Consider the following 23,913-nt stretch of genomic DNA (forward strand, 5'->3'; position numbering starts at 1 on the left):
ATGCTGCCGCACGATTTTAGAAAGCCTGGGTTGTGCCTGCCCCGGCTTGAGCGCCGTTCTGCTAACTTCAGTGTCTTGGCGCCTTCAGTGTCTTGGCGCCCGCAGCACCAATAGCGGGCATCGCTCGGCAAGCCCATAGCTCCCGCTCAAAGCGATGCGAACATCACCAAAGTACGCTCCCGCCTCGCTCACCAGTGTAGCCACCGGCGCGAAGGTGTAGATGGCCAGCGAGTTCCGATAGACATCGATGGTGCCGATGGTTGGCAGGTCCCAGCCTGTGCGAGCCGAAAGCTCGTTGCGGTCAGGAAACAGTGCGTCGAATCTTTCCGCGATCGCCCTGACCGGAATGGCATGGTCGGGCGCATCGCCCGTCGCGGTCATGGCGACGCGCCATTTGAGTTCGTGGAAGGTCGAGACACCGCCCGAGAGTGCAAGCGCCCGCACCGCCGCCGGATCGTCCGGTGTTTCGGGACCGGCAAAGAGACGCAGTCCCGCCCGGCCGTCGGTGCGCAGTACGCCGGCGATCGCCGCAAACAGCGCCCGGCGCGCGGTTGAAAGGCCGAGCGCCGACAGGCAGCCGTCGCCGATCACCGCATCTACGCTTGCGTTCGGTACCGGCAAGTCCAGCCAGTCGCCGTTGATCGCCTTTCGAAACGCGGTGTCGCCTGGCCACATACCGGCGATCATGTCGGACGATTCATCGACGGCCGTCATCGTCGTCCCGAGCCCGGCGAGTTCCGGCGTTACGCCGAGCAGAATGACGTGCGCCTTCGAAAGGTCGAGCTCACGCTCATAGGCCTCAACCGCTTCCGCTGGCGGCCGCAACGGTGGCCCGAGCAACTGCCAATGCCTTCGAATGGTATTCCAATGGTCGGTCATCCACAGCCCCAAGCCCGCGTTGTATTGGCAGCTATAATAGAGGACGTTAAAGAGACCAAGCGGGGGAAGCATGACGCGCATCGCGGTAATTACGCATGAGTTCGACAGGTTCGAACGCCGGCGCGGGCCGCTGTTTCGCCGCGACAGCCCCTACATGCTGTTCGATCTGCTGGAGGAACTGAAGCGACGCGGACATTCCGTCCGCATAATCCCCGGAACGTCGGCAAAGCCGGAGGCCGATATAGCGGTGCTGCACGTCGACGCGACCGTGACGCCACCCGAATATGTCGAATACGCACGCGCTTTTCCCTTCTGCCTGAACATTGGAGCCGCCGACATCTCCAAGCGACGCATCAGTGGCGCGGCGATCGGCAAGGACGACGACTGGCCAGGGCCGGTCATCGTCAAGAGCAATCTCAACAATCTCGGGATGCGGGAGCAGACGCTCAACCGGCGATCGCTGCGTGCCGGAAAGCCGAAGCCGTTTCCCGGCGTCGAGCCTGTCGAGGGTTATCGCGTCTATGCATCCCTTTCGGAGGTTGCGCCGGCGGTCTTCGACCGCAGCGATCTCGTCGTCGAAAAATTCATTCCCGAGCCGGAACCGGACGGCTTTGGAGCCCGCTTCTGGATATTCTGCGGCGAGCGCGAGCGCTGCACCCGCCACGTCTCGCCGCAGAGCCTCGTCAAAGGCGACGACACGATCCGCCGTGAGCCGGTTCCGGTTCCCGAGGAGCTTCGCGCGCTGAGGCGCCGGCTTGGCTTTGACTACGGAAAGTTCGATTTCGTCATGCATGAGGGCAGGGCGGTGCTGCTTGATGCCAACAAGACGCCCGGTGGCGCCCGCAATCTTTCCGCGTTTCTCGCCGCCGGCAATGCCAATCTTGCCGACGGCTTCGAAGGCCTTGTCCGCCAGTTCGCATAGCGGGCGTCCTGATGCTTGCGCCCCGACACCTCTCATTCGCGGCAGCTTGCCGACGATCGCCCGGGCTACAGATCGCCTGGGCTACAAAAACACAGGGCTACAAAAACAGCCGCAACTGGGTGTGGATGATCGACCGGTAATCCTCGAGGGTCCGGCGGCCTTCGGCTTCGCCTTCCGCGAGCGCCAGCCGCACCACGCCACCGGCGAGCTGGAAGATCAAGAGAACCATGCGTTCGAACTGCTCGTGCTTGTCCGGCGCGAGCAAGGCGATGACGTGGTCGCAGAACATCCTGGCTTGATGCCGGGTCTCGGCGATGTCGAGATTCTTGAGCGCCTTGTCGGCCTGGATGGCGTTCTGCAGATCCTGGATGGCCGGATCGCCGGCAACGCGGCTGCGATAGTCGTCGAGCAGCCGGTCGGCCGCCACGATGATGTCCTTGGCTTCCCGGACATCGGCGACAATCGCTGACAGCCGCGCCCGGCTGACTTCGGAGAAACGCTCATAGAGCATCGCCAGGATCGCCGACTTGTTGGGGAAGTAGTGATAGACGGTGGCGATCGGCCCGCCCGCCAGCATGCCGACCTCCTTCATGGTGACGGCATCGATGCCCTTCTCGCCGATCAGCCGCATGGTCGTCGACAGGATGGCGTCGATGCGCTCGCGGCTGCGCTCCTGCTTGGGCCTGCGCCTCGGCTCGATCATCGTCTGCCTTGCTTCAACCATGCACCGGTCTTTCGCGCGCGTTTCCAAATTCTGGTTGACAACAAATATGATCAAGTATCAGTTTCTGGAATCCTGACAGATTGTCAGTTTTTTTGCCGCGCGGCAAGGACGTTGGGAGGCGCCTTTGGCTTCGACAAATACCGGCCACACGGGCACCGGCCACACCGGCACCGGCCACAAGGACACCGGACACAAGGACACCGGACACAAGGACACCGGACACAAGGGCAATGGCGACTGGCTGGTCGGCAATCCGACCGGCGGGCAGCTTGCCTCGGCTCTGTGGATCGGGTCGGTCGGCCTGCTGATCCTTGGGCTGCAGCCCGTGCTGCTCGGCGCCCTCTATACGGAGGGCCATGTCAGCGGCGATGAACTGGCGCTGGTCGCCACCGCCGAGATGATCGCCATCGCCATCGGCTCGGCGATCGTGGCGATGCTGCTGTCCGCCCACAACATGCGCTGGAAAAGTGCGGTTCTCCTGCTGCTGCTGGCGCTGGCGAACATATGGACGGCCTATGCCGCCGGGGCCGGCACATTGATGGCCGCACGCGCCCTGGCTGGTCTCGCCGAGGGCGGCCTGGTCGCGGTCGCCACCGAATTGATCGCCCGGTCGCGGCGAGCCGAGCGCATCGGCGGCTATTTCGTCACCATGCAGACCCTGGCGCAATGCGCCCTGGCGTTGCTGCTGGCGCTCTATGTCATCCCCGCCGCCGGATCGGCCGGCGGCTTCCTCAGCCTCGCGGTCGTCTGCGTCCTGTCGCTCGTGATCGCCTTCATTGTTCCCGCTGACTACGCCGATCTGCCGAAGGAGGAGGATCTGGCCAATGTGCTGACGGTTTCCTCGATCACCGCTTTGCTGTCGGTCTTCTGCTACTTCATGTTCTTCGGCGCGGTGTGGGCCTTTCTCGAGCCGCTCGGCGCGCAATTCGGCATCGACGGTCGCACCGTTGGCCTGATCGTCTCGGCCAGCCTCGCGGTGCAGGTCCTGGGCGCGATGACGGCGACCGTGTTCGAGGCGCGCATCGACTATCGCATCGCCATCGCAGCCATTGGCGCCGTCGCGGTCGTCGCCTCGCTCGTGCTCGCCAGCGGACCTGGCCTCACCACCTTCTGGGTCACCGCCCTGGTGATGGGTTTCATCCTCCTGTTCATCGTGCCCTACCAGATCCGGCTGGCGATCACCGCCGACGAGACGCGCACCGCCGTGCTTTTGGTGCCGGCCGCCCAACTCTTTGGCCTGGCGATCGGTCCGGTCGCGGCGTCGCTGCTCATCGACGGCAAGGATTTTCGCCCGGTGCCGGAATTCGCAGCCGCCAGCGCCGTCGCGAGCGCGGCATTGCTTGGCCTGTTCATCTTGGTGGCGCGGCGTCGCCGGATCGTTGCGTGAGCGCCATGTCGAAAACCTGGAGCAACTGGTCCGGCTTTGTCACCGCCGAGCCACTGCTGATCGCCAGCCCCGCCGATGCCGGCGAACTCGGCGATCTCATTCGCGCGGCACCGGGTCCCGTCCGTGTCGTCGGCGCCGGTCATTCCTTCACGCCGCTGGTGAAATCGCAGGGCACGATCCTGTCGCTCGAGAAGCTCGAAGGCTTGGTGTCGCATGACCCGCAGAAACATCAGGCACGCGTGCGGGCAGGGACGCGGCTCGGTTCGCTGATGCACATCCTGCAAGGCATCGGCCAGGGCCTGCCCAATATGGGCGACATCGACCGCCAGGCGATCGGCGGCGCACTGGGAACCGCCACCCATGGCTCCGGACCGACGCTCGGCGCCTACCATACGCAGTTGGAGACGGTGCAGATCGTCGACGGGCTTGGCAAGGTCCGTGACTTCAGTCGGGCAGGGGATCAGGACATGATCCACGCCATCGGCGTCGCGCTCGGCGCTTTCGGCATCCTCAGCGAAGTGACGCTGAACAACATCCCGACCTACCGCCTGCGCCGCCGCAAATGGGTGCTGCCGATCGCCGATATGCTGCGCGATTTCGAGACCATGATGACCGCGCACCGGTCGGCCGAGTTCTATTACATTCCGTTCTCCGGCTATGCGCAGTTCATCGCCAGTGATTTCAGCACCGAGGCGACCACCGCACGCCCGACCGAGGATGACGAGGGCTCGTTGAGGACGCTGCGCCGGCTTCGCACCGCGCTTGCCTGGCTGCCGTCGCTGCGCCGCCGGCTGATCCTGGGCGCCGTCGCCAAAGTGCCATCCGAGGACTATGTGCAGGACTGGATCAACGTCTATGCCAGCGACCGGCAGACAAAATTCAACGAAATGGAATATCACCTTCCCTTCGAGGAGGGCCCGAAGGCGCTGGCCGAAATCATCGAGCTGACCGAGAAGCGCTTTCCCGAGGTCTATTTCCCGATGGAGGTGCGCAGCGTCGCGGCCGATCGGTTCTGGCTTTCGCCCTTCCATGACAGGCCGACCTGTTCGATCGCCATCCACCACGATGCCGCCAACGATCCGCTGCCGTTCATGCGCGCGGCCGAGCCGATCTTCCGCAAATATGGCGGCAGGCCGCATTGGGGCAAGATGCACAGCCTGCAAGCGGCGGACCTGAAGAAGCTTTACCCGCGTTGGGACGATGCGATGGCGGTGCGCCGCGACATCGATCCGCAGAACCGTTTCGTCTCGCCCTACATGGCTGGCCTGTTCGGCATCGAGCCCAGTCCTTTCGGTGTCGACCGATGAGCGCCTATTTCGCCACGCTGTCAGAGGCGCTGAAGCAAGCCGGCATCTTCCAGCCCTGCCTGCTGCTCGACCGCGACCGGCTGGATAGCAACATTGCCCTGGTCAAAGCGAGACTTGACCCCGGCCTTGCGGTGCGGCTGGTCGACAAGTCGCTCGCCTGCCTGCCGCTGCTTTCGCACATCGGCAAGGCGCTTGGGACCGATCGCTTCATGACGTTCCATCCGCCGATCAGCGAGGCGGTGTTGAAGGCGCTTCCGGATGCGGACCTCCTGTACGGCAAGCCGATGCCGGTCGGAGCGGCCAGAGCCATGCTTTCGAAGGGCGAAGTTGACCGGACACGCATCTGCTGGCTGATCGACACGCAGGAGCGGCTGGCGGAGTATGGCGCCCTGGCAGCCGAAATCGATGTCGACCTGCGCATCGCCTTCGAAATCGACGTCGGGCTGCATCGCGGCGGCTTCGCTGACCCGGCGGCCTTGTCGCAAGCCTTGAAGGGACTGTCGGCGCACAAAAGGCTGCGCTGCGAGGGCGTCATGGCCTATGAGGCGCATGCGCCGCACATTCCCGGCCTGTTCGGCGGGCCGGCGAGGGCGTTGGCACGAGCGTCGGAGCGGGCCACCGCTTTCGTTGCGTGCCTCGGCGCCGGCCAGCGCGGCATTCTCAACATCGGCGGCTCCAAGACCGCGCTGCTTCACCGCGGCGGCATGGCCAACGAAGTGTCGATGGGTTCGGCCTTCGTGCTGCCCGGCGATTTCGATACACCTGGCCTCGACGGCTTCCAGCCGGCGGCTTTCATCGCGACGCCGATCCTGAAAGTGGTCGAGCCGATGCTGCCCGGCCCGCCGGCTGTTTCCTGCCTGCTGCGGGCGCTCGGCCGGTTTCCGCGCAAGGGCTGCTACCTCTATGGCGGCAAATGGATGGCCGAACCGGTGTTTCCCCGGGGGATGAAGACGAATAGCCTGCTCGGCTTGTCCTCCAACCAGCAATTCATGGGTCTGCCTGCCGATGTCGTTGCCAGGCCGGGCGACTATGCATTCCTGCGACCGACGCAGAGCGAGGCCGTGCTGCAGCAATTCGGGCCCATCGCGGTGCTTTCCGGCGGCAAAATCGTCGATCGCTGGCCGGTGTTGCCGATGATGTGAGAGCGCATCACGGCGTTGCCAGTAGCGCTGGCAACCGAGACGTCGCCATCCTAGGGTCTGCGCCGCGTCGCTTCGCTTCGCTCCTTGCTCCGCCCTAGAATGACGAAGTTGTGTGGTGCCTCGCCGATCATTTCCTTGACTCAGTCAACTAAATCATCGATCCTGTCCAAGACAGGAGAAACCGCTATGACTATCCACAATCACCGCGGCAAGGAACTGATCGATGCGGTGCGGGCCTTCAACCGCTTCTATACCCGCCAGATCGGCCTGCTTGACGAGGGGCTGTTAAAGAGCCGGTTCTCGCTGACCGAGGCGCGGGTGCTTTATGAGCTTGCCCATCGCGACGGGCTCGTTGCCAGCGACCTTGTGCGCGATCTCGGTCTCGATCCCGGCTACGTCAGCCGTTTGCTGAAGAAATTCGAGGAGCGGGGCTTGGTCGAACGCGCCGCGACGGAAGCTGATGCGCGCCGCGCTTCGATTACGTTGACGCCAGCGGGCAAGGATGCATTTGCGCCGCTTAACCAGGATTCGCACGATCAGGTGCGTGCGTTGCTCGATCGTCTGGTTCCCGCCGATCAGGACCGACTGGTCAAGGCGATGTGCATTGTGCAGGACCTGCTCGGCGACAAGCCTGAACCTGGGGTTCCTTACATCCTGCGGCCGCTGCAGGTCGGCGACATCGGCTGGATCACCCGCCGGCAAGGAATGCTATACGCGCAGGAGTATGGCTGGGACGAAACCTATGAGGCACTGGTCGCCGAGATCCTCGCGGCGTTCGTCAAATCCTTCGACCCGAAATGGGAGCGCGCCTGGATCGCCGAGCGGGAGGGCGAGGTCGTCGGCTCGGTGTTCATCGTGCGCAAGTCGGACCATGTGGCGAAGCTGCGCCTGCTCTATGTCGAGCCTTCGGCGCGCGGCCTCGGCATCGGCAAGCGGCTGGTCGAGGAATGCATCGGCTTTGCCCGCGCCAAGGGTTACAAGACGCTGACCCTGTGGACCAACGACATCCTCTCGGCCGCCCGGCACATCTACCAGGCGGCCGGCTTCCAGCTGACCGAGGAAGAGCGGCACCATTCCTTCGGCAAGGACCTGGTCGGCCAGAACTGGAACCTGGAGCTGTAGCATCTCCTTCCTTCTCCCCTTGCGGGAGAAGGTGGATCGGCGCGCAGCGCCGAGACGGTTGAGGGGTGTTGGCCGGAGCGCTGTCGGTGTCAAGCTGGAACACCCCTCATCCGACCTCGCTTCGCGAGGCCACCTTCTCCCACAAGGGGAGAAGGAAGAACCAGCCGGCGCTTTCCGGCTATGATTTGACCGGAATCCAGATCTCCAGCCCGCCATTGCCGCTGCGCGGATCGAACTCCGGACCATAGCGCTCGAAATCTGGCGCGTCGGCCACCTCGTGCCCGGACGCGGGCAGCCATGTGTTCCAGATCGTGTTGACCGTACGGCGGATGGTCGAGATGTGTTCGCGATGCGAGAACACCGCATATTTCTGGGCCGGTATCCGCACACGGCTGAATTCCCTGGGAAGATCGGAAAAGTCCGTCACCTCGACGCCGGCGATGTAGTCGAAATTGCCGGCATCGTCGCCGTTGACGCAGACGCCGTAGGCGACGTCGCCGGTCTCGCCCGGAATGTTGCCGATATAGGGGCCGAAGCGCTGCCATTGCATCGGAATGGCGGCACTGGTTTCGCAGCTGTAGCGTTCGCCGAGACCTGCGATCAGGAACGGCCGGCTGGTCTCGAAGCGTGGCGGTTCAAGATTGGTGAGAGGGGACTGGTCCATCAGGATTGGCTCCACGAGGTCGAGGGACTTGGTCGAACCTTGCGCGCGCACCAGTTCCGGCGTGGTGCCGAACTGGTCACGGAAGGCCCGGGTGAACGCCTCATGCGAGTTGTAGCCGGCGTCGAGCGCGACGCGCAGGATGTCGGGCGCCCCGCCGGCCAGCCTACGCGCCGCCTCGGTCAGCCGGCGCGAGCGCATGTAGCCCATCACCGAGCGGCCGGTGGCGGCGCCGAAAGCCCGAGTCACATGAAAGCGCGACACGCCGCTGCTTTGGGCGACATCGTCGAGTGTAACAGCCTCCGGCAGATGGCTCTCGACGAACCACAGTGCTTTTTCGGTCGGGTTCATCGCTCTCCTTCCCGCATTGGCCAGATCATACTGCCGCCTTTCCGCGCGGCCGGTTTGATCGAAATTGCGCAGCGCGCAAAGTGATGCCAACTAGCGCCGACGCTGGAAGAACCGGCGAAGCCGGCGCCCGATCTCGCGCGGCTGATGGCGCAATCTGCCTTGATGTTTTTGGGCGGTTGGCACGATCGGCAGGGAGAAGGCCGGGTTGAGTGGCTGTTGGCGCCCTAGCCGTTCCCAGTGGATCAGTCCGCGCATGATCCGGTCCCAGGCAAGCACGGTTGCCACTGCGGTGGAAAGTTCACCATCATTGGCGGGCTCATGGCGCCGCTCGAACTCGGCATAGGCCTCGGCGACATAGGTCCCGAAATCGAAATTGTCGGGATTGGGATCGTACGAATCGCTTAGCGCATAGCGCGCCTGCCGGGCAATGAACGAAGCGATGTCGACATAGTTTTCGTGGTGAATGTGGAGGCAGTTCGGTGCCTCCAGCCGACGAAGGCGCTTGGCACCGGTCAGAACCTGCGGCACGCGATGATGGCCTGGTTGCCAGGCGACGGTCCCCTTGCGGAAAAACCGTATCTGGTGATCCGGATAGAAGCCGGAGCCGCGCATGACCTGGCCGGCGACGGAGTTGAATCTTGGCAGCGCAAAGGCGTCAGTGTTGTCACCGTAGTCGCGCACAAGCCCTTGCAGCGCCTCGTATGCGTCGTCAGCGAGGTACTCGTCGGAATCCAGCACAAGCACCCAGTCGTTTTGCGCCTGCGGCAGGTATTGGTTGCGGATTGCGTCGACGGCATCGACGATTGCACAACTCAGCACCCGGCAGCCGGCCGCACGTGCGATCTCGATGGTCGCATCGCCGCTTTGCATATCGATGACGATGCGCTCCGATGCCCAGGCGGTGGTTGCCAGCAGCCGGGGCAAGGTCAGTGCCGAATCCCGCGTATGGACGATCAGCGATATCTCGTTTGCCTGCGTCACCCGCTCTCGTCTCCGTCTATGGTGTAGCGCCCACGCCACCGTTCGAAGAACAGTTTGCGCGAGGCCTTGTGGCGGTCAGGCCGCCGGTCCGAGGTCGATTCCAGATGCAATGAATCCCGGCGCTGGCCACATGCGATGCGGATTCCCAATTGCCGTGCCCGAAGACAGAGATCGACATCCTCATAGCCGAAAGGGAATGTCTCGTCGAAACCGTTCAAGGCGTTGAAGGCCGCATGGTCGATCATCATGGCAGCCGCCGTCACGGCCTGCGGGAAAGTCGTCGCCCGGCTGACGATCGCGCTTCGCCTGCCATGATCCTGGTGATAGGGGCCACGTTCTCCAGCGTCGAACCGCACACCGCAATGCTGGATCGTGTCGTCGGGCAAGACCAGCCTTGTGCCGCAGATGCCAACCTTGTGGTCACGGAAGATCCCAAGCATCTCCACCAGCGCGTCTGGATGCAGAAGCACGTCATTGTTGAGGAAGAGGTACCGTGTGGCGGCAAGCTCGCGAGCGCCGCGATTGCAGGCTGCCGAGAAGGAATGCCTTAGATCCAGCCTGACGATCCGCACTTGCGCCGGTGCGAGATCATCGGCGAGATAGGGTATGGCGGAGCCATTGTCGACGACGACGACACAGGTCTTGCCTAGCTGTGTCCTCGCCAAGGCATGCTCAAGCTGCAGCAAGCAACTTCGCAGCAGCGCCGTCAGGCCCCATGAAGGAACGATGACGCTTAGCTCCATGACAAGGCGTCCTTCAAGCCCGCCTCCATGGCAGATCGCAGTTTCTTTCTCTGAACCGCGATGCGGTAACGGGACGCCATCGCCGCGCCGCCGTCGCGCAGGGCGGCACGCCGGGAGCCCGCGCCTTGCTTGCTGATTTCGGCGAGCGCGGCTGGCAGTTCTGTCGGCTCAGCGATGTACGCGGTGTGCCCATGTTTGAGGTACTCCATCCCGCCGACGACTGGAACCGATACTACAACGCAGCCCGCCGCCATCGCCTCGAGCGCCGGCAGTCCGAAGCCTTCAGAGACTGCCGTGCCCAGGAAGAACCCGGAGCGCTTAAGACTGTTCGCGCAGATATCTTCACCAACGCCGTCAATCGGCAGGAAGCGGAGGGAGAGCACATGCTTCTTCGCCGATTGGGCTATCGCGGCGCCCCTGCGCGGCATGAAGGCTGCGCACCGCTCGTCCTTGGGGGATCCGTCATGGAAGAAAGCGTCGGAGATCGATATGCCGACATCGATCGAAACGCGCCGGGCGACGAACATTGCATAAGTCGTCGCTTGTTCCCAACACGTCAGCACGGTGACATCCCTGTCGTGCAGAATGGGGTTGATGAGGGGATCGGTACCTTGGCAGTGGAAGATCAGCCGCGCCCCAGTTGCCTTCAACTCGGGATAGTCGTGCGGCAATGAGAAGATGAGCGTATCGCTCTTCCCGGCATTCGCGACGACCTGCTGCCTGTCCACCACAGGCTGACTGCATCGGAACCATGAAGGCGCAAGGTTGCCAGGGGTCGCGACCGCCATCGGCACGTCGGCGTCCGTCAGCAACTGCGCGAACTGGAAGCCAACCTTGATGCCGCCATATATACCGACCCCAGGCAGAACATAGTAGTTCATCGGCCTTCCAGCGCACGCCACCATTTTCGGCGTAGCGCGTCCCTGATACCGAGGCGGCGATGGAGAACCCATCGCAGACCGCGCAGCGTAGCCGCAAAGGCACGGCCGAAATGCAGCTCCGCGAACTTGAGCCGAGCATTGTCGATCAACGAGATCCTGACGGAGGTCGGGATATCCGCGCCTCGCTGACCGAGATGCGGCAGCACATGGTCCAGTTCGACGATTTCGAGCCCACGCCGTGCCATTTCAAATCCGACCGCGACATCTTCCATGTAGCAAAAGTAGCTCTCGTCGAAACCGCCGATAGCATGAAAAGTCTCTCGTCGAACGAACAGGGCGGCCGCGAGCGGCCAGCTCCACTTGTGGTCGTGATAGAATGGGAGACGTCTCAGGCGCCGCGCCCATTTCGCCATGCCGTTATTGTCGAGAAGGTCGGCTGTCAGCTTGAGTCGGGAATAGCCGGGCTGGCGACCGGCTGTGACTCCGCCATGCCAGTCGACATAGTCGGGAACGATCATAGCATCGGGTTTTCGACGAAGCGTCGAGAGTGCCGCCTCGACCGCGGCCGATGTCACAAGGCAGTCCGGGTTGAGGAAGCATAGATATTTGGCGCTGGCGGCGGCGGCGCCTTGGTTGGCAGCGGCGGCGAAACCCTCATTGTTTTTGTTCCGGATAGTGGTCACGCCCTCATGCGTCACGTGATCGAGTGTCTCGTCGGTCGAGGCATTGTCGACGACAATGATCTCATGCTGGTCCGGCAGGGCGTCGAGGCAGTAGCCGATTATCTTTGACGAGTTGTAGGTAATGATGATGAACGCCAGGTCGGCAGGTTGCCCTGTCGCTGCGTTGTCTAGCAAGGGGCCGGCGGGACCTTCGGCAAGAAAGTCGGGACCTTCGGCAAGAAGGTTATGCATCGCGAGAACGGTTTCAAATTCGGGGCCGTTGCAGAAGTTGCTGAAGTGGGCGATCAGCGCGTCGCGTCGGGGAAAGCCCGTATCCCAGTGGCCGCAATGGTTCCATTGCCAGGAGAGGGAGGCGCAGCGATCCGGCACCACTGAGTTTGCCCACACCTGGAAATAGTCCTGGTCGGCGATCATATGCGCGCCAACCGAGTGATCGGCAGGCAGAAGCAACCGTCGGGCCGCTACCCACTCCAGCAGAAGCTGCAGTTCGTCCCTGAAGGCCAGCACCACCCCACTGTTGAAGTAGCGAAACGATATCGCGGGTGGCGCCGCCGCTGATCCGTCGATGAACGCTAGCGAGCGCTTGCTGTAATGTTCCTGGAAGTCCCCCGGCGTCATGCCCGAACCAGCGATGCCGGTCTGTTCGACCATTGCCATCCGCTGTTCGCCCAGCGCCGTCGACACCTCTGCCGCCGAAAGGGAGCGCAACAGGATGGTATCGGCATCGACCTGAACAATGATCTCGGCGCTGGACTGCCCGAGACACCAGGCCAATGCGTCGAATTTGGCCAGAAACCCGTCGGCCCGGTATTCCTGCCGTGCGGCGTCGAGCAAGTTGACATGGAGGCGCGGCGAGGACGGCAGCATTGGGGCGGAGAACCGATCCGTGACTATATAGATTTCGAAATCCGTGTTCCGGAGAAAGGACGTAACGGCTTCGCGCGCCGCCAGCGCATAGCCTGGCTTGCCGATCGCGAGCATGCAGATTGCTACCGTCGGCTCGTTCATTCGGCTGGGTCACCACGCATCATGCCGGGCACCTCCGCTGTGCGGACCCGTCGCGCCAGATAACGTCGCCGGCGTCGCGCCGTGCTTGGCATGGAGATAACCGAGGTTTGCCCGGTTTCGTGAATCTCAGGCCGGGAATGCCGGCCAACGACGACCTTGCGTCGATCCGGCGCCCGATGCGGAAAACCAGCCCCTCGCTCGCCCGACGCCTCAACGACCAGCCGGGCTCCGGAAATAGAAAATACCAGCCATTTCAAGCGAGCCTTTCTTCGTGAAGCTGGACCCAGATGCTTCTGCGATCCCGAACGATACCGCAATGTGTTCTCACGAGTATCGGCAGGTCAATCGTGCGCGCACGCTCTATTTTCCGCCAAAGATAAGATTGCGCGATTGCCACGGCACCACAACGAACGGTCTCGGCGAAAAAACGCATCGAAGCGATTGCGCAAACGTTTCGATGACATTATGGTTTCCCAAAATCCGCCGAAATCAATTAGAGCGGGCCAGGAAACGCATCATCAGGGAGGAGCGCTTGCCAGCACTCCGATTGAGCCATCATGCCGACAATGGCTGAGGTCGCGCGCCGCGCCGGCGTGTCGGTTTCGACCGTCTCGCATGTCATCAACCACACCCGCTTCGTCTCGCCTGAGAAGGCGCGGCTCATCAATGATGCGATTGCCGCGATGGGCTATCAGCCCAACGAGCTGGCGCGGTCGTTGAAGGTGGCCTCGACCAATAGTGTCGGCCTGGCGATCTCGGCGATTTCCAATCCCTATTTCACCGACATCATCTGCGCGGTTGAGGCCGAATGCGCGCGGCTCGGCCTCATGGTGTTCCTCTCCGACACGCAGGAAGATCCCGACCGAGAGCTGTCGGTGGTCCGCGCCTTCCACCAGCGCCGGGTCGACGGCGTCATCCTGGCACCGTCGGGTTCGCCGCAGCGCGCCATCGACTACCTGGCCGAGAAGAAACTGCCTTGCGTGCTCATCGACCGCTTCGCCGACCAGCGCTTCGATCAGATCGGCGTCGAGAACGAAACTGCGATGCGGGCGCTCATCGACCACGTCGCTTCCTTCGGCCACAAGCGCATCGGCTATATCGCCGGCCAGCCGGGCCTGGCGACGACGCGCGAACGCATCGAGGCTTTTCGCGCCTCGCTCGTCGCCAATGGACTTGAGTGCCTGCCGCACTATGTCTCGCCCGAGAACGTCGACACGGCGAGCGCCACGGCATCGACCCACGCCATCCTGTCCCTGCCATCGTCGCCCACGGCATTGGTCACCGGCAACAACATGACGACCATCGGAGCGGTGCGGGCAATCCGCGAAAGGGGCCTCTCGATACCGGGGGATCTCTCGCTTGCCGGTTTCGACGATTTCGAATGGGCCGATTGCTTCGAGCCGCGGCTGACGCTCGTCGCGCAGCCCTGCACCGAGATCGGCCGGCAGGCGGCGACCTTGCTGTGCGCCCGCATCGCGTCGAGCGGCCTGGAGCCGCAGGCGGTCCGGCTGCAGGCGACGCTGCAGGTCCGGCAATCCTGTGCGGGGCCGGCTCCCATAATGTCGGCTCCCGTGAGGTCAGCCCCGGTGATGTCAATATGAGCGCGCCGTTGCTTTCCGTTACCGGTGCGGTCAAGCGCTTTGGCGGCGTCCAGGCGCTGCGTGGCGTCGACTTCGATCTCAAGGCCGGCGAGATCCACGCCTTGCTCGGCGAGAACGGCGCCGGCAAGTCGACGCTGATGAACCTGTTGTCGGGCGTCTACACGCCGGACGAGGGCACCATCCTCATCGACGGCAAGCAGGTAACCTTCAACAATCCGCGCGAGGCGCAAGCCGCCGGCATCGCCACCATCTTCCAGGAACTCGACCTGGTGCCGACGCTCGACGTCGCCGCCAACCTGTTCCTTGGCCGCGAGCTGATGCGGCCGGGCGGCTTCCTCGACGTGCCGGCGATGCGCGGCGAGGCCCGCAAGCGGCTGGAAGCCATCGAGCTTGCCATAGATCCGGCGGCTATGGTCGCCGATCTGTCGATCGGCCAGCGCCAGGTCGTGGCGATCGTCAAGGCGCTTTCCTACGCCTCGCGCGTGCTGATCATGGACGAGCCGACGGCGGCGCTGACGGTCGGTGAGGTCGAAAGGCTGTTCGACATCATGCGCAAGCTTGCCGCCACCGGCGTCGGCATCGTCTATATCTCGCATCGCCTGGAAGAGGTGCCGCAGATCGCCGACCGGGTGACGGTGATGCGTGACGGCAGCATTGCCGGCGTCACCGAGCCGCACGCGCCGCAGGCGGAGCTGGTTCGCCTCCTGGTCGGGCGGCCGCTGGACGAGCTTTATCCCGAACGCTCGAGGACCGCCGGCAAGACGCTGCTCAGCCTGCGCGATGCGAGTTTCAGGCTTGCCCATGAAAGTGCCGGATGGCAGCCCCCGACCGGCATCTCGCTCGACGTCAACGCGGGTGAGATCGTCGGGCTGGCCGGCATCATGGGGGCGGGGCGTACGGAATTGCTCAGCGCGCTCTATGGCGCCGGCCTGTCCGGCCGCTGGGAAGGCGAGGTCGCCATCGACGGGCGGCCGGTGAAACTGGATTCGATCAAGGCGGCGCGCGCGGCCGGCATTGCCTTTGTCACCGACGACCGCCGCGGCAGCGGCTTGATGCTCAGGATGGCGGTTGGCCTCAACCTCGTCATGTCGGTGATCCGCCGCATCTCGCCGGCCGGGCTGATGTCGCCGCGCCGCCAGGCCGATGCGGTGCGGCAATCCTTCGGCCAGTTCGACATCCGGCCGAAGAACCCCGACATCGCCGTCGGCGCTTTGTCCGGCGGCAACCAGCAGAAGGTGGTGCTGGCGAAGGAAATCCTCGGCAATCCCCGGCTGCTGCTGCTCGACGAGCCGACGCGCGGCGTCGATGTCGGCGCCAAGGGCGAGATTTACGCGCGGTTGCGGGCGCTCGCCGCACAGGGCCTCGGCATCCTGGTCGCCTCCAGCGAGATGCCGGAACTGATCGGGCTCTGCGATCGCATCGTGGTGCTGCGCCAGGGGCGCAATGTGGCGGAATTCATCGGCGGCGTCGACGAGCACACGGTGCTGGCCGCGGCAAATGGCAGGGAGGCCTGATGACGGACGAAAAGATCTCGGTGGCAGTAGCTCCGGCGGTGCCGGCGACAGCGCCAAAGCATCGCGACCCGCTGGCCCTCATCGTGCGCTTCCAGAGCCTGATCGGCCTGGTGCTGGTGGCGATCGGCGGCATCATCTTCTCGCCGCGCCGGCATGGCGAGATCCTGTTCCTCAACCCCGACAACATCGCCAACATCGTGCGCGCCGTGTCGGAGACCGGCATCATCGCCATCGGCATGACCTTCGTCATCATCACCGCCGGCATCGACCTGTCGGTCGGCGCCGTGCTCGGCCTGTCCAGCGTGGTCACCGCATCGATGATGATTTCCGGCGGTTTCGGCCTCATCCCCACCATCCTTGCCGTGCTGGTCATGGGCATCGTCTTCGGCACCATCCAGGGCACCATCTCAACCCGTTTCCGGCTCGAACCCTTCATCGTCACGCTCGCCGGCCTGCAGGCCGCGCGCGGTCTGGCACTCGTCGTCTCCGGCAACCAGTACATCAACATCTCCTACGGCGACGGACCGGGCCTGGCGCCGCCGGTATTTGCCGTGCTGGGCGAGCGTCTGTTCAACAACACCGTGCCGGTGGCGACGCTGGTCTTCATCGTCTTTGCCGCGATCGCCACGGTGGTGCTCAACACCACGCGCTTCGGCCGCTACGTCTTTGCCGTCGGCGGCAATGAGCGCGCGGCGCGCATTTCCGGCGTGCCCGTATCCATGGTGAAGATCTCGGTCTATGCCATCACCGGCTTTGCCGCGGCGCTTGCCGGCATCGTGCATGCCGGCCAGTTCAATTTCGGCAGCGCCAATGACGGCATGGGCTACGAGCTGACCGCCATCGCCGCCGTGGTCATCGGCGGCACCAGCCTGTTCGGTGGTGCCGGCTCGATGGTCGGCACCGTTGCCGGCACCATCATGCTCGGCGCGTTGGCCAACATTCTTCAGCTCAACAACATCACGCCTGCCATGCAGCTGCTCGCGACCGCCGCGATCATCGTGTTGGCGGCAGTGCTTCAATCCCTCGTTCGCCGTCGCGAGGGTTTGGGTCGTTAGGAGGAAGGCGGCAGCAAGTGGACGTCAACCAAGGTCTGGCCCCCGGCCCGACGAGGAGGAGAGAGTTATGAAAACCACAACACAAAGGCGCGTGCTCAAGGCCGCGCTTCTGGCAGGCGCTGGCCTGTGTATTGCTGGAGCGGCGCAGGCCGCCGACCCGATGGTGAAAGCCTGCGCCAAGGACGGCCAGTTCATCATCGGCTTTTCGCAGGCGAACAATGCCGAACCCTACCGCCAGCACGTCAATGACGAGCTGACCGCGGCGGCCAAGGAAGTGCCGGGCTTCACCCTGCAGATCGCCGACGGCGCCGGCAACGTCAACACGCAGACCTCGCAGGTCGACAACTTCATCACCCAGAAGGTCGACATTCTGCTGATCTCGCCCTTCGAGGCGGCCCCGCTGACGCCGGCGGTCAAGCGCGCCATGGATGCCGGCATCCCGGTCATCGAACTCGACCGCAAGACGGTCGGCGACCCCGGCAAGGACTACACAGCCTTCATCGGCGGCGACAATTACAAGATCGCCATGGAAGCCGGCAAATACACCGCCAAGACCCTGCTGCCGGATGGCGGCGAGGCGGCGGTGCTGGAAGGCCTGCCGAGCTCGACGCCGGCTGTCGAACGGCTGAACGGCTTCAAGGACGGCGTCAAGGAAAACGCCAAGATCCAGGTGGTCGCCGAGCAGGCCGCCGACTGGGTGCCGGACAAAGCCCAGACCGCGTTCGCCGCCATGCTGCAGGCGCACCCCGACATCAAGGTGCTCTATGCCTCCAACGACATGATGGCGGCCGGCGCGCTGCTCGCCGCCAAGGGTGCCGGCAAGGACGTCAAGATCATCGGCACCGATGGCCTGCCGGGACCGGCCGGCGGCATCGAGGCCGTCGCCAAGGGTGACTGGGCGGCGACCTTCACCTATCCGACGGGCGCCAAGGAAGCGATCGAGATGTCGAAGAAGATCCTGCTCGACTGCGCCACTTCTGTGGAGCCGACAGTGACGGTGGAGACGACGGCGATCACGGCTGAGAACGCCAAGGCGCTGGCCGGGAAGTAGGGCAGGGCCCTACAATCGAAGGTGTCGCGACAAGGCCCCGCAAGGGGCCTTGTTTTTTGGGAATCGATCAATCGACAGGGACGCGGCTCGATCTCGGATTTGCTACGGCGCGGCCGCCACGGGTTCGTTCCTGCGCATCGTCAGCTCGTAGTTGAGTCGGTAGCGGCCGCCCTCGAAATTCCAGATCAGCGGGGTGCGCACGCCGTCGATCGAGCTGGCGCCGGCCGGCAGGTCGGGAAAATCCCTGACGTGGCTGGGGTCGTCCCGGATGGTGTCCTGCTCGAACACCTTAAGTCCGGCATGGTCGACGAAGGTAAGGGTCGGGCTGCCGAACCGCGTCGCCCAATCCTTCTGGTCGGCGGAGTCGTCGCAGTCGAACTCCACCTCGCCTGAAGCCGGAAAACGGATGGTGCGGCTGTCGATCGACAGTTGCGTGAAGATGTCGTCGGAGCCGAATTCTGGGTTGGTCTCGTCCTCGCAGATCAGCGCCTTGATCTCGAGATTGCGCACCGTGGTCTGCATGGAGGCGCGCACCCGCACCGGCTGGCTTCCGGCCGCGGCCTGGTGGATGACCAGATACCCATGCGTGCCGTCGCCCATGGCGTCGCTGACGATGCGGCTGCTGCCGGAGATAGCGATTGGGGGTTCGCCGCCATGCGGGTTGTCGAACTCCTCCAGCGTCGCCTTGTAGCCGTTCGGGTCGGGCAAGCCGTCGGCGGTCAGCGTGACGGTCTGGTCGGCGCCGCTGTCGGCCTGGCCGACGACGTCGAAACGGAACCAGGCTTCGTCCTGGCTGCCGAGCAGGCTGCCGGCTTCCGTGAGCGAGGCGAACTGCGGCGGCTCGCCAGGCTGCAGCGGGCAGGCCTCTTCCTTGGTCGCACAGGTATGGCGGCGCACCAGCAGCGCATAATTGCCTCGCCAGTCGCGGTCCTTGCCGGTGACGCGGATGAAGAACTCCTTGGGCAGCGCATAGGTGTGCACGGTGAAGGTCTGCTCGCCGTCATGGACCGTCCTGGTGTCGCCGTAATAGCTGGAGATCGGCGTCGTCATGTTGGACGGCTGGTATATGTCGATGTTGACGCCCGGATTGTCGGCGCCGATCGAATAGCTGCCCGCATCCTGACGCACGACGTGGAACCACTGCATCGAACCCGGAAAGCGGATCTGGGTGACGTCCTGGCCGTTCCTGAAATCGATTACCTCCTCGGCCTGCGGCTTGCCGTCCGGCCCCTTCTTCGGCTTCAGGTCGACCTGGTAGGCGATGCCCGGATGACAGAAATTGTTGCCGAGATTGAGTTCGGCGGTCAAAAGATTGTGGTCGCTCTCGAGGTTGACGAAATCGACCGGGATGGTGACATGCTGGACGCAGATCGGCCCTTCGATGCCGCCGCTCAGATAAGGCTGCGGCGCGGCGAGGATATAATCGTAGCGCTCGCCGTCGATGTAGTTGGAGATGCCGGGGTCGGCGCGGTTGGTCGCTGCCCAGCTGTCATAATGCCTGGATGTCCAGTATTTGCCGGGACTGGCGAAGCGGCGCGCCCATTCGCCCATCGGCTGGTGGAACACCGGCACGTTCAGGTCGCCCATCACCAGCACCCGTTCGCGCTTGCGCTGCGCGGCCGTCAGCGGCGACAGCGTCGTCTCGATCAGCTTCTGGACCTGGTCGAACTGCGCATCGCGGGCGTCGGCGTGAAGCTCGGGCGGGCTCTTGTCGAAATAGTCGGCCTGGGCATGGGTGAAGACGACCGTGTAATTGCTTTGCGAGGGCTGGTGGAGCAGTCGCACGATCGCCGCGCCCTTGCCGGACAGGCAGTCGACGCCGCCGCAATGATCGTAGAGCGTGAAGCCGACCTCGTCGGTCGCGGCATCCAGCGTCTCGCCGTCGTTCTTGCCCCATTTGAAGCTGCCGTCGGGCAGCGGCAGGAACTTGAACTCCTTCTTGGCGAAGAACATCAGGCCGCTGTCCTCGCCGTCGATCTTCTCGATCGGCTCGCCATAGATGGCTATGGCCGCCGCCGGATCGAGGCTGGTGATGGCATCGACGATGGCCTGCGGCCGCACCTTCAAGAGCGCGGCGTCGATCTTGCGCACGAAGTTCGGATAGACCGGCGTCAGCCTATCGATGAGGATCTGCTTGGCGTCCTCGTCCCAGGCCTCGTTGATGGCGATGATGTCGAAGCGGTCGGTGTCCTTGAGAATGGTCTCGGCAAGATGCTTGGCCTGTTTTTCAGTCTGGCCGTGGATCTGGATGAGGCAATCGGCGAAGTTCGGATTGGCGCATTTGAAGATCGGCGACAGCAGATAGGCGTTGAAGGTGGCAACGCGCACCGTTTCCACTTCCTGGCCGCTCGCGCCGATCGGCTCGGCAAGAAGCGTGACAGCAAAGATCGCCAACCCGGCCAGGACTCTGCCCAGCCAGGACCCGCAAGAAACCGCCAGCAACCGACCGCCCATCTTTGCCCCCGCGCTCACGTGACGTAACCCTGCTCACCTAATGAAACTATGACAAAGACAACCGTCCAGACCATGAAGCGCTTCACATTGCCCTGCGGGCCAGGCTTGCGCGGCCTTGCTCGCCAATATCAGTTACAGGCAGCGGCGGACTTCAGAGCCTGGGCTCGGGAAGGTGCGGGCAGATCTCCGATCCGGCGAACGGCGGCATAAAACCTTGGATAGTCGCCGGAACACAAATCGTACAGGCGAAGAAACGCCGGAACCTGTTCGCCGTAGACAGCGGTCGCGGCGAGCTTGGCGTTGTTGATCGGGGCGGCGAACCAGGCATCGTATCCCCGATATCCAGCCCATTGCTTGTCGCGCATCCGCCGGTAGCGCACCCGCAGCCTGTCGATCGTGGCTGCCTTGGCAGCCGCCATCTTTTCCGGGGTACGTGGGCTACCATAGACTTGGCCCAACTCGTCCCGCGTTTTCGCGATCAGCCCAAGAAAATCGGAACTGCGCTTGCGATTCGTTTCATAACGGCGCAACCCGGCGCGATTGCCGGTGGCGCGAAGCCATTTCCGCACGCCGCTGGTTTCGACGGAGACCGCGAAAGCCTCGTTGAACGCGGAGTCGCCGTCGACATAGATTTTCTGATGCGCCAGCTCGTGAAAGACAAGGCTGGCGAGATAGGTGTCGTCCTGGCGCAGCATGGTGCTGAGCAGCGGGTCGCTGAACCAGCCCAGCGTGGAATATGCGGTGACGCCCGAGACGTAGACGTCGAGCCCCCGTCGCTGCAGTTCGACAGCACTTTCAGCCGCGGATTTCCGCGAAAAATAGCCCCGGTACGGAACGCAGCCGAAGACCGGAAAACACCATGTAATTGGCGTGAGCGAGAATTGCGGCGCGGCAAAAACCGCATACGTCACATCGTCCCGGCCGATGTCGACATAACTGCGGTAGCTGCCGTTTTCGGGCAGCGCCAGTTCATCCGTGGCAAAGCGACGTATGGCGCTCGCCGACGTCAGCTTGGCGCGCAACGTCTCCGGCGTCGAAGGGTCGCGGATCAGCCTCCCGACACTTTTCCGCGCCGCCATGATCCGTACATGGCCCTCCACCGACTGCGCGTAATAGGAAATGCTGGTGCACCCGGTGATGGCGGACGCCATGATCACAGCGGCAAGCCATCGAAAAACCCGCTTCCTGCCCACCGCTTGCTTGTCTCCCCATGGAGCAAATGCCCCATTTGCCCCTGTGTCTCACAGGCGTGCCGATTTTCGTCAAGAGGTGGTGGGGCAGGGGCGGGTTTTGGCGGGATTGGCGAGGCGGCCGTTCGCGTATGAAGCGATGGATGGCGACTGTCTGACAAAATCGGCGAAACGCGGACTCTCCGCTGCCCCTAACTCGAGCATCGGCTTCGCCCCCAATGTCAGCCACACGGCCACCCTACAGCCTCCTGAAAGCGGACGCCGGTCTGCGGGCTCGATCTGGGGCATGCCAAGACCGCGCCTCCCGAAGACATATTGGATGGTTGCCGGCTAAAGCACCGGGAGTGCCGGCAACTGTAAATCGAAACTATCCTCGAATTACACAAAATGGTCATAAAAAGAGAGAGATACCCTCAATCGCCTAGGTCTTAAGCTGTTAGATATCGTCATTGCTAGTTGCTCAAGGCGGAGACTGTATTAGAGCTATCTAAACCTTGGGAAATATTTTTGCCTTTACTTACGACAATGTCTTAACTTAATCGCAGCTATGCTACCGAGTCTATTGAGGGATAGCGAAGCGAAGAACGCGTCAAATCTTAAAGCGGCGGAGAGTTGCATGATGTCAAACGCCACGCTTGGCCTTGTCGATTTTGTGCGCGCTGATCTGAAGCAGTCAGCGGTCTGCCATTGGCGATCGATTTTGTTGCGGTCCGCCGTTCGCGCCGACGCGGTTGTTGGTTCTTGGATCGCCAACAACGACTGTCAGCGCGATTTCCGCCGACGCATTCGAGGCAGAGCTTTCCAGATTTCAGTCTTAAGCGTGGTGACCTGGCTTGCCCCCCTCGGCGTCGCAATGTCCGCATCCCTGAACTATCTGCGGGGGTGCGAATTCGTCAAAGGCAGTGCTGACACGAGGCAAGTCGTCATCGCGAGCTCTGACAAGTCCGTCGCCCCGGTACAAATTACCTACCCGGGATCGTATCTGGCGTTTCCTTTTCCCGCCGGACCTAAAGCTCAAACAGTCCAGAGCGGTGAGAACTTCTTGATGCTAATGGACGGACGGCCTCTACCTTGGGTGGATCGCCACACAGCGAAAGGGGCGCCAATCGCACCGTGGAAGTTGCCTCCGAGGGTGAGATTCCTCCTCTATCACCGCTACAGCGTCAAAGATGTCCTGGCGATACGGGTACGAACCGCGATGGGCCTCGGGTGGTCGCGCGAGATGCCGCCGCTACAAACGCAACCCAGCAACATTGACGGCCTAGTCGAGGTCACGAACGAGAAGATTCCAGCGTATCAGAATATGACTCTCTTTACGAACGCTGCGGAAGGCGATCGCCCCGACGAAATCGAATGCATCAGGGGTGGCAGCGTACGATTCCCTCAATGTATTCATGAGTTTGACTACAATAATATAAATATTAAAGCATCTTACTCGTATGATCTGCTTGGTGAGTGGCGCTCAATACGACAAATACTAACTACATTTCTTAGCTGCACTTACTCAGAATATAACCCTTGAAAAAGCTGCAGGCGCGTTAGACGGGACTTTCTCAAAATCAGATTGATGCCTTAGCCCTTTATGCAAATGGTGCATGCCGCCCATCTTCTCGAAATTGCAGACCGTCATACCCTTAATACGCAAGGCCCTGGCAGGGGCCTTGTTTGTTTTGGGGTGGCCTGCTGGAGAATGGCAGCTTCGCGCGCCGTTCTGGTCGGTGCGCGGGCTCAAGCTGCAGGGGCGACGATGGCAGGAACAATATCCGTGTTCTGAGCCACCTTGATGCGCCATCCCGACCGTCCTTCTTGGACGATCAGAAGCAATATGCCCTTCCTGATCCCGATCGGGGTTCCGTCCGGAGCAGATGCTCCCGTTAGGGTCCAACTGTGGTGAATGGAAGCAAGCCCCTGAGCCAATTCCACAACCGACGAGACATCGCCTTCCAGGCGGCTATCCCGAAACATGGTGTCATGAGTGGCTCGGTGCGCTGCTTCGATTCCGGACCGGTTCTTCCACCAAACACCTACGACGTTGACGAAATTAGCATCGGAAGCGAACAGAGATGCGAACTCATCCATGTCGTGCCGGTTCCAAGCGTTCGCTAAAGCGGCAGCGACATGCTCGGGCTTGCTGTTCGTCACGCTCATGACCACGCCTCCTGCATACTTACGCCAGCCATACAGGAGCCGGAAGCCGGATGCGACCACGGCAAAAGTCAAATTTCAACTGAACACGGCATCGGATGCGGGATGGATA

The 23,913-nt window shown here is 62.9% G+C and carries 21 protein-coding genes; 11 read left to right on the forward strand and 10 right to left on the reverse strand.

The window, feature by feature from the left end; all coding sequences use genetic code 11:
* Positions 1-84: 84 nt before the first annotated feature.
* Positions 85-879 (reverse strand): class I SAM-dependent methyltransferase, encoded by a 795-nt coding sequence (locus X743_RS151855; protein WP_023766450.1) that lies wholly within the window; start codon positions 877-879, stop codon positions 85-87.
* 70 nt (positions 880-949) lie between these two features.
* On the opposite strand from X743_RS151855, the gene X743_RS151850 reads away from it, so the two are divergent.
* Positions 950-1,801 carry a hypothetical protein gene (locus X743_RS151850; protein ID WP_023766451.1) on the forward strand — a complete coding sequence of 284 codons (852 nt, stop codon included), beginning with the start codon at positions 950-952 and terminating at the stop codon, positions 1,799-1,801.
* A 97-nt stretch (positions 1,802-1,898) separates the two neighbouring features.
* On the opposite strand, the gene X743_RS151845 is transcribed toward X743_RS151850, so the two are convergent.
* The gene (locus X743_RS151845; RefSeq protein ID WP_031257849.1) at positions 1,899-2,525 is read right to left on the reverse strand and encodes a TetR family transcriptional regulator; all 627 of its coding nucleotides are present in this window, start codon (positions 2,523-2,525) and stop codon (positions 1,899-1,901) included.
* 124 nt (positions 2,526-2,649) lie between these two features.
* On the opposite strand from X743_RS151845, the gene X743_RS151840 reads away from it, so the two are divergent.
* The 4 genes from X743_RS151840 (at position 2,650) to X743_RS151825 (ending at position 7,483) form a co-directional block, all read left to right on the forward strand.
* Positions 2,650-3,912 (forward strand): MFS transporter, encoded by a 1,263-nt coding sequence (locus X743_RS151840; protein ID WP_023766453.1) that lies wholly within the window; start codon positions 2,650-2,652, stop codon positions 3,910-3,912.
* Between the two features lie 5 nt (positions 3,913-3,917).
* On the forward strand, positions 3,918-5,219 hold the full coding sequence (locus tag X743_RS151835; protein WP_023766454.1) for a D-arabinono-1,4-lactone oxidase: 1,302 nt from the start codon (positions 3,918-3,920) through the stop codon (positions 5,217-5,219).
* Positions 5,216-6,361 carry a DSD1 family PLP-dependent enzyme gene (locus tag X743_RS151830; RefSeq protein ID WP_023766455.1) on the forward strand — a complete coding sequence of 382 codons (1,146 nt, stop codon included), beginning with the start codon at positions 5,216-5,218 and terminating at the stop codon, positions 6,359-6,361. The genes X743_RS151835 and X743_RS151830 overlap by 4 nt, the downstream gene beginning before the upstream one ends.
* Positions 6,362-6,547: 186 nt before the next feature.
* Positions 6,548-7,483 carry a helix-turn-helix domain-containing GNAT family N-acetyltransferase gene (locus X743_RS151825; protein ID WP_023766456.1) on the forward strand — a complete coding sequence of 312 codons (936 nt, stop codon included), beginning with the start codon at positions 6,548-6,550 and terminating at the stop codon, positions 7,481-7,483.
* Positions 7,484-7,661: 178 nt separating this feature from the next.
* On the opposite strand, the gene X743_RS151820 is transcribed toward X743_RS151825, so the two are convergent.
* The 5 genes from X743_RS151820 to X743_RS151805 all read right to left on the reverse strand — a co-directional run bounded on the left by X743_RS151820 (position 7,662) and on the right by X743_RS151805 (position 12,791).
* Entirely contained in the window at positions 7,662-8,495 is an 834-nt protein-coding gene (locus tag X743_RS151820; RefSeq protein ID WP_023766457.1) for an AraC family transcriptional regulator, read from the reverse strand.
* 90 nt (positions 8,496-8,585) lie between these two features.
* The gene (locus X743_RS151815) at positions 8,586-9,476 is read right to left on the reverse strand and encodes a glycosyltransferase (protein ID WP_023766458.1); all 891 of its coding nucleotides are present in this window, start codon (positions 9,474-9,476) and stop codon (positions 8,586-8,588) included.
* The gene (locus tag X743_RS1000000169835; RefSeq protein WP_023766459.1) at positions 9,473-10,219 is read right to left on the reverse strand and encodes a glycosyltransferase; all 747 of its coding nucleotides are present in this window, start codon (positions 10,217-10,219) and stop codon (positions 9,473-9,475) included. The genes X743_RS151815 and X743_RS1000000169835 overlap by 4 nt, the downstream gene beginning before the upstream one ends.
* The gene (locus tag X743_RS151810; RefSeq protein WP_031257851.1) at positions 10,210-11,100 is read right to left on the reverse strand and encodes a glycosyltransferase; all 891 of its coding nucleotides are present in this window, start codon (positions 11,098-11,100) and stop codon (positions 10,210-10,212) included. Before X743_RS151810 ends, X743_RS1000000169835 begins: the two co-directional genes overlap by 10 nt.
* The gene (locus X743_RS151805) at positions 11,097-12,791 is read right to left on the reverse strand and encodes a glycosyltransferase (RefSeq protein WP_084555532.1); all 1,695 of its coding nucleotides are present in this window, start codon (positions 12,789-12,791) and stop codon (positions 11,097-11,099) included. Before X743_RS151805 ends, X743_RS151810 begins: the two co-directional genes overlap by 4 nt.
* A gap of 271 nt (positions 12,792-13,062) precedes the next feature.
* On the opposite strand from X743_RS151805, the gene X743_RS1000000172100 reads away from it, so the two are divergent.
* From X743_RS1000000172100 to X743_RS151785, 5 genes are all read left to right on the forward strand, one after another.
* Positions 13,063-13,365, forward strand: coding sequence for a hypothetical protein (locus tag X743_RS1000000172100; protein WP_156934440.1), 303 nt, complete (start codon positions 13,063-13,065; stop codon positions 13,363-13,365).
* On the forward strand, positions 13,349-14,392 hold the full coding sequence (locus tag X743_RS151800) for a LacI family DNA-binding transcriptional regulator (protein ID WP_023766462.1): 1,044 nt from the start codon (positions 13,349-13,351) through the stop codon (positions 14,390-14,392). Before X743_RS1000000172100 ends, X743_RS151800 begins: the two co-directional genes overlap by 17 nt.
* Positions 14,389-15,906: a sugar ABC transporter ATP-binding protein gene (locus tag X743_RS151795; RefSeq protein ID WP_023766463.1), complete on the forward strand. Its 1,518-nt coding sequence runs from the start codon at positions 14,389-14,391 to the stop codon at positions 15,904-15,906. Before X743_RS151800 ends, X743_RS151795 begins: the two co-directional genes overlap by 4 nt.
* Positions 15,906-16,961, forward strand: a complete 1,056-nt coding sequence (locus X743_RS151790; RefSeq protein ID WP_031257852.1) for an ABC transporter permease — start codon at positions 15,906-15,908, stop codon at positions 16,959-16,961. The genes X743_RS151795 and X743_RS151790 overlap by 1 nt, the downstream gene beginning before the upstream one ends.
* Positions 16,962-17,028: 67 nt before the next feature.
* Positions 17,029-18,012: a substrate-binding domain-containing protein gene (locus X743_RS151785; protein ID WP_023766465.1), complete on the forward strand. Its 984-nt coding sequence runs from the start codon at positions 17,029-17,031 to the stop codon at positions 18,010-18,012.
* Positions 18,013-18,114: 102 nt separating this feature from the next.
* Here the strand turns inward: X743_RS151785 and X743_RS151780 are convergent, their stop codons facing one another.
* Together X743_RS151780 and X743_RS151775 are read right to left on the reverse strand one after the other, a co-directional pair.
* Positions 18,115-20,406, reverse strand: a complete 2,292-nt coding sequence (locus tag X743_RS151780; RefSeq protein WP_023766466.1) for an endonuclease/exonuclease/phosphatase family protein — start codon at positions 20,404-20,406, stop codon at positions 18,115-18,117.
* Positions 20,407-20,594: 188 nt separating this feature from the next.
* Positions 20,595-21,617: an aminopeptidase gene (locus X743_RS151775; protein ID WP_051508554.1), complete on the reverse strand. Its 1,023-nt coding sequence runs from the start codon at positions 21,615-21,617 to the stop codon at positions 20,595-20,597.
* Positions 21,618-22,272: 655 nt separating this feature from the next.
* On the opposite strand from X743_RS151775, the gene X743_RS151770 reads away from it, so the two are divergent.
* Entirely contained in the window at positions 22,273-23,178 is a 906-nt protein-coding gene (locus X743_RS151770; RefSeq protein WP_156934441.1) for a hypothetical protein, read from the forward strand.
* A 206-nt stretch (positions 23,179-23,384) separates the two neighbouring features.
* Here X743_RS151770 and X743_RS151765 read toward each other — a convergent pair whose 3' ends face one another.
* The gene (locus tag X743_RS151765) at positions 23,385-23,804 is read right to left on the reverse strand and encodes an SgcJ/EcaC family oxidoreductase (RefSeq protein ID WP_023766469.1); all 420 of its coding nucleotides are present in this window, start codon (positions 23,802-23,804) and stop codon (positions 23,385-23,387) included.
* Positions 23,805-23,913 lie beyond the last annotated feature (109 nt).

The sequence above is a fragment of the Mesorhizobium sp. LNHC232B00 genome, from assembly GCF_000502435.1.
In the GTDB taxonomy this organism is placed as follows: Bacteria; Pseudomonadota; Alphaproteobacteria; order Rhizobiales; family Rhizobiaceae; genus Mesorhizobium; species Mesorhizobium opportunistum.